6 protein-coding genes are annotated in these 6,100 nt (G+C 40.6%); 3 read left to right on the top strand and 3 right to left on the bottom strand.

The window, feature by feature from the left end:
- Positions 1-81: 81 nt before the first annotated feature.
- Positions 82-849, bottom strand: coding sequence for a TrmH family RNA methyltransferase (locus QUF07_RS13095; RefSeq protein WP_289427832.1), 768 nt, complete (start codon positions 847-849; stop codon positions 82-84).
- 54 nt (positions 850-903) lie between these two features.
- On the opposite strand from QUF07_RS13095, the gene QUF07_RS13090 reads away from it, so the two are divergent.
- Both QUF07_RS13090 and yidC read left to right on the top strand, forming a co-directional pair.
- Positions 904-1,188, top strand: a complete 285-nt coding sequence (locus QUF07_RS13090) for an acylphosphatase (protein ID WP_430673530.1) — start codon at positions 904-906, stop codon at positions 1,186-1,188.
- A gap of 70 nt (positions 1,189-1,258) precedes the next feature.
- The gene (gene yidC / locus QUF07_RS13085; protein ID WP_217164050.1) at positions 1,259-2,302 is read left to right on the top strand and encodes a membrane protein insertase YidC; all 1,044 of its coding nucleotides are present in this window, start codon (positions 1,259-1,261) and stop codon (positions 2,300-2,302) included.
- 57 nt (positions 2,303-2,359) lie between these two features.
- Here yidC and QUF07_RS13080 read toward each other — a convergent pair whose 3' ends face one another.
- Both QUF07_RS13080 and QUF07_RS13075 read right to left on the bottom strand, forming a co-directional pair.
- Positions 2,360-3,928, bottom strand: a complete 1,569-nt coding sequence (locus tag QUF07_RS13080) for a HAMP domain-containing sensor histidine kinase (RefSeq protein WP_289427829.1) — start codon at positions 3,926-3,928, stop codon at positions 2,360-2,362.
- A complete protein-coding gene (locus QUF07_RS13075; protein WP_056982640.1) occupies positions 3,925-4,611 on the bottom strand; it encodes a response regulator transcription factor in 687 nt (228 codons plus the stop codon). The genes QUF07_RS13080 and QUF07_RS13075 overlap by 4 nt, the downstream gene beginning before the upstream one ends.
- Before the next feature lie 278 nt (positions 4,612-4,889).
- Here QUF07_RS13075 and adhP point away from each other — a divergent pair, with 278 nt between their 5' ends.
- Positions 4,890-5,906 carry an alcohol dehydrogenase AdhP gene (gene adhP / locus QUF07_RS13070; RefSeq protein ID WP_217165372.1) on the top strand — a complete coding sequence of 339 codons (1,017 nt, stop codon included), beginning with the start codon at positions 4,890-4,892 and terminating at the stop codon, positions 5,904-5,906.
- Positions 5,907-6,100 lie beyond the last annotated feature (194 nt).

The following is a 6,100-nucleotide window of genomic DNA, read 5'->3' as shown; positions in this document are numbered from 1 at the left end:
AATGCAAAATACCCATCAAACGCGTGAAACATGTGTTTGATGGGTATTTTGTGTATTTTTATGAATAAATCAGGTTGTTTTTTATTTAAACAAATGAAAAAGCAAAATTCCGGTTGCAACGGCAACATTTAATGATTCTGCCTCACCCTTCATTGGAATATACAAGTTTTGATCAGTCCAAGATAATATTTCAGGTGAAACCCCATTTCCTTCATTTCCCATGACTAAACCAAATGTTTGGGTTGGCGTCACATTAGCGTAAGAAACAGCCTGATCATTCAATTCAGTTCCGTATGTCGGAATTTGCTGTTTCTTCAATGCCACTAACCAGTCAAGAAGATCACCGCTAAAAAGCTGCATGTGAAATTGACTGCCTTGCATTGCCCGGACAACCTTGGGATTATAAATATCAGCGGTTCCTCGGCCAAAGACAACGCCACTCACACCAGCAGCATCCGCAGTTCGAACCATGGTACCGATGTTACCTGGATCTTGGATATTATCCAATAGCAACCAGGCACCAATTAAATCACTAGGAATCGATTCATGATAATCCTCAGTTTTCAGTACAGCAAAGACTCCTTGGGGGGTTTCGGTTGAAGAAATATGATTGGCAATTTCTGGAGTAATCAAATACACTGGTACTTTAGTATCATCAAACTCTAATTGATCTAAGAAGTCTTCATCAGTCACCATTAGGGCTAAGATTTCTTTTTGATGACGAATTGCTTCACCAACAATATGCCAGCCCTCAATGATGTATTCTCCTGATTTTGTCCGGCCCTTCTTAGCTTGTAACTTTTTCCATACTTTCACTCTGTTATTTTGATTTGAAGTAATTTTTTCCATAATTTTCTCCTATATTTTCCTATATAATAAAACGAATTTTGGGTGGTGCTAAATATGAACGATCATATGAAATCTGTGAAAATGACTGTATTTGGACGAGTTCAAGGTGTCGGGTTCCGGTGGTCCACAATCCGGCTTGCCCAATCTCTTACCATTTCGGGCTGGGTCAAAAATCAGATTGATGGCTCTGTTGAAGTAGTTGCAACTGGGTCAGAATCTGACCTCAACAAATTTATCAGCCAGATCAAAAAATCACCGACTCCCTATGCAAAAATTAATCACGTCGACGTCAATTATATAACCAATTTTGATTATAAGGGGTTTGATGTGAAATATTAAATTGAAATGTCAGTCATAATCGAGTAACATTACTCTTGTTTATGTACTAAATTAAGAAAGGTCTTACCAAATGAAAAAACTCAAGCACTTATCGACCCTTGGACTTTTAGCCAGTTTGGCTGTTCTATTGAGTGGCTGTGTTCAAACAACCAAATCGGGAAAGCCTTATGGGATCGTCTATGATTATCTAGCTCGACCAGCACAATCGGTCATGGAAGCAATCGCCCAAATTGTCGGCAGTTATGGCTGGGCCATTATCGCTTTGACCGTGATTGTCCGAATGTTCCTGTTACCAATTATGATTCGTCAGCTTAAAGCCTCTACCATCCAGCAAGAAAAAATGCAGTTGATCAGACCACAGATGGCAGAAATCCAGAAGCGGCAAAAGGCGGCTAAGACCCAAGAAGAACAGGCTGCGGTCAGCCAGGCAATGATGGCACTATACAAGAAGAACGGTATTTCAATGACCGGTGGAATTGGTTGTCTGCCACTGTTGATTCAAATGCCCATCTTCTCCGCACTTTACTTTGCGATTCGATACTCACCTGAACTTTCTCACACTGTTTTCATGGGCATTCGACTTGGACAATCCAGTTTACTTTTAGCAATTCTTTCATTCCTATCCTACTTATTACAAGGATATATTGCAATGTTGGGCACTCCGAAGGCTCAAAAGAAGCAAATGGGCATGATGATGTTAATGAGTCCAGTGATGATCTTGTTCTTCACCATGAACGCCCCAGCCGGTCTTGGAATTTACTTCTTTATTGGTGGGTTGTTTGCTTGTTTGCAAACATTGATCATCAATTTGTATCGACCCAGGATTCGCAAGAATATTGCTAAAGAAATGGAAGGCCGCCAAAAGGTCACCGTCGAAGACTTATTACCAAAAGCTGCACCGGAACCTCAGACGCCTTCTGAAGTTCAAACCGAACACAATCGTAATCGTCAACGAAACTCAGGCAAGCAGCGTAACGCTGGGAAACAGCAGACTAGCCAGCATCAACCTCAATCTTCTGTTCCAAAGAGCGATGCATCTAAACCAACCAACAGCAACAAACGTAATGTGGGCAAGCAACGGAATGCCGGCAAACAGCAACGGCATCATAAGTAATCATCCACAAAAACAAAACGAGTAGTTCGTCTGGAAAAGTCGAATTACTCGTTTATTTTATGTTTTTGAATTTGAATCATTTGCTGATTCAGAAGAATCTTTGTCTGTTGGCTGATCGCCTAATTCATCTTCTGTTGGCATATCTGTCATGATTGGTAGATTAATTTGGAATATAGAGCCATAGCCTAAAGAACTCTCGATTGAAATATTTCCATGATAAGCTTCGATTAATCGATGGGCAATTGAAAGTCCTAACCCATTACCGCCCTTATCACGACTGCGAGCCTTATCAACTCGGTAGAACCGATTGAAGACCTTCTGCTTATCTTCCTCGGAAATTCCCTCGCCAAAGTCTTGAACGGCAATATTGACCTTGGACATCGAGGTCGATAATGACAGGTGGACTTCTTTTCGCTTAGTGGAGTACTTAATTGCATTATCAAGTAAAATAACTAAGACCTGTTCAAGGTGGTTCCGATAAATCTTAACGTAAATGCTCTTATCCGTATCATCGTCAAAGGTAAAGGTGAAATCAGGATGAATCATTTTGAAGTCATTGTACACTTGGGCAAAAACTTCATTAACATTGGTAATTTCTTCACCATAGTTGATCTCAATCTGCTCAGCTCTCGACAAATCAAGCATTTCTGTTACTAAGCTCTTCATTCGTTTAGTTTCTTGAAGAGATGCCTTCAGCGACTCAGAGAGCACTTCAGGATCGTCCTTACCCCATCTGAGAAGCATTTCGATGTGGCCCTGAATAACTGCCACCGGTGTCCGCAATTCGTGAGAAACATCTTCAACAAATTGCTGTTGCTGGTCAATATACCGATGGGTCTGATCCAGCATACTGTTTAATAAATCAGCCAGGTCAGCCAGTTCATCATTCGTTTTTAAATCGGGAACCCGAGCGTCAGAATCAGGATCAGTCTTGACTTTATTAATTGTGTCTTGAATTTCATTAATCGGTCGAAGCATTTCAGCCGCAAGTAGATAAGCAAACATCATTGCCACGATGACTGAAATAACGACCAAAATTGCTAAAATGGCAAGCAATTTGCCAGTTGTTCGTCGATAATCACCTAACTTGTCGGTCACCTGGGCATAACCAATTAACGAACCGTTCTTTTTTGACAACAATGGCTCAATTCCGACTAACTCCTTTTTTCCTTGAAAAGTAGTCGTCATGATTTTACGCTTGTCAGCCGAGTGAAAGGTTACCGGATCATTTCGGGATTTAAAGAGCTGCTTTTTATCAGTACCATAAACATTAACGAGAATATTATCACGGGAAAAATTAACAATCAGCGAATCCGAATAGATATTATCAGAATCCGACTGACCATTTGTCGCTGCACTCTCACCCTTTGTGATACTTGGCTGCAAGTAATGGTCGACATCTTTTTTACTCAGTGGTGATTCATAATTAGATAGTCGTGACGAAACGGTCGTTAAGGTATTATCAATGTGAATTTTTTCCTGTTGCAGCAAGACGTTTGTAAATCGATTAAAGAGCACAACGGAAAAAATTAACACGATTGCCAAAACACCAAGAGAAGTGAAAAAAGCCCACTTCCACTTTAACGATCGCCTACCTTTGGTCCCTGTTGATTTGGAAAAACTCATGAACGCATCACGTACCCGGTCCCTCGGACAGTCTGAATGTAACTGTTCTCACCGGGACGATCGATTTTGTTACGTAAGTATCGAATATAAACATCAACAACATTGGTTTCAACTTCGGAGTCGTATCCCCAAACCTTGGTTAGCAGGACATCTCGAGCCAGAACAACGTCAACATTTTCCATTAATGTTAGAAGAAGTTCGTACTCACGCTTGGTTAAATTGATGACTTCATCGCCGCGACGAACAATGCGACTCTCCTTTTCGATCGTTAAATCTTTGAAGGTCACTGACTTTTTATTGCTCTTTTGTTGATCGTTCTCTATTTGAATCCGACGAAGCAATGCCCGAATTCTTGCCAATAGTTCTTCAATCGCAAATGGTTTAACAATATAATCATCAGCCCCATGATCGAAGCCAGAAACTCGATCAATGACAGAGTCTCTGGCAGTCATCATGATAATTGGTGTGTTTTTCTTTTCCCGAAGACGACGAGCAACTTCCATTCCGTTTAGTTCAGGTAACATCAGATCCAACAGAATAACGTCAAAATTATCATCCAACGCTGCTTGTAACCCAGTTCGGCCATTTAACTCAACCTGAGTATCATATCCTTCATGCTTTAATTCGAGTTCGACGAAGCGCGCCAAATTCTTTTCGTCCTCAATAATCAAAATTCGACTCATAAATGATCAGCTCTCCTAAGTGTATTAGTTTCTTTATTATATCTATTGAAATATTTTAACATAACTCTCATTTTACCATAATTATGAAACAGATAGTCATTAAGTTTGACCTTTTAGGCTTTTTTTGGTCTTTTTTGGTCTATTCACCTAAAAGGCTTACATTTTCTGGAAATATTTTTCATTTTTTGATTTTTGTGTACTTTTTCACTTGAATATCATTGCTAGCTTGCTTATAATGTACTTGTTTGAAAATATATTACAAAAAGGATGATTAATAGATGAAAGCAGCTGTTGTACGCGATCCAGTTGATGGATATGTTGATATTAAAGATGTAGATTTACGACCAATTCATGAAGGTGAAGCATTAGTTAAGGTTGAATATTGTGGATTATGTCACACGGATCTTCACGTTGCCGCTGGCGACTTTGGTAAGGTTCCCGGCCGAATCATTGGTCACGAAGGCGTCGGAAGAGTTATCCAGGTTGCTGACGACGTTGACAATTTGAAGATTGGTGATCGAGTTTCAATCGCCTGGTTCTACAGAGGTTGTGGTCACTGTGAATATTGTACAACTGGTCGTGAGACTCTTTGCCGCAACGTTCAAAACTCTGGCTACACGGTTGACGGTGCAATGGCTGAACAAGTTATCGTCCCTGCTGACTACGCAGTTAAGGTACCTGAAGGTCTTGACCCAGTTGAAGCAACTTCATTAACGTGTGCTGGTGTTACCATGTATAAGGCTCTTAAAGTCGGTGAAACCCGTCCAGGTCAATGGGTTGAAGTTGTTGGTTGTGGTGGTCTCGGAAACTTAGCCGTTCAATATGCCCACAATGTATTTGGTGCCCACGTTGTCGCCGTTGATGGTAATGAACAAAAACTGGCTGCTGCTAAGGAAAATGGTGCTGATATCACCATTAACCGTCATGATCCAGATGTTGCTGAACAGATCCAAAAGAAGGTTGGCGGGGTTCACAATGCTCAAATTACTGCCGTAACGACTGATGCCTTCACAACTTCAGTTAACGCATTGCGTCCAGATGGTAAATTAGTTGCCGTTGCCCTTCCTAAAGGTGACATGGCTCTTAACATCGATAAGACTGTTCTTGATGGTATTCAAGTTGCCGGCTCATTAGTTGGTACCCGTCAAGACCTCAAAGAAACCTTCCAATTCGGTGCTGAAGGTAAAGTTAAACCAATCGTTCACACTCGTCGTTTAAACGAAGTAAATGACATCATTGACGAAATGAAAGCTAACAAGATTGTTGGCCGGATGGTCGTTGATTTCACTAAATAATGACTGTCTATTGAGAAGATCTTTAGAAAGACGCTAACCAGTTAAAGGTTGGCGCCTTTTTTATATTGTGGGGGCTGAACTAATTCGTAGTTTGCGTCATGGAGCGCTCTAATCCAAATTTTGGTTCTACAATATCTGTTGTTGGTAATAGATTTTATCTATTACTGATGACAGATTTTTTGTTTCTCGTTAGA

Source organism: Lentilactobacillus sp. TOM.63, assembly GCF_030361045.1.
In the GTDB taxonomy this organism is placed as follows: domain Bacteria; phylum Bacillota; class Bacilli; order Lactobacillales; family Lactobacillaceae; genus Lentilactobacillus; species Lentilactobacillus dabitei.
The sequence above is the reverse complement of the archived record's forward strand: the minus strand, read 5'-3'. Positions and strand labels throughout refer to the sequence as shown.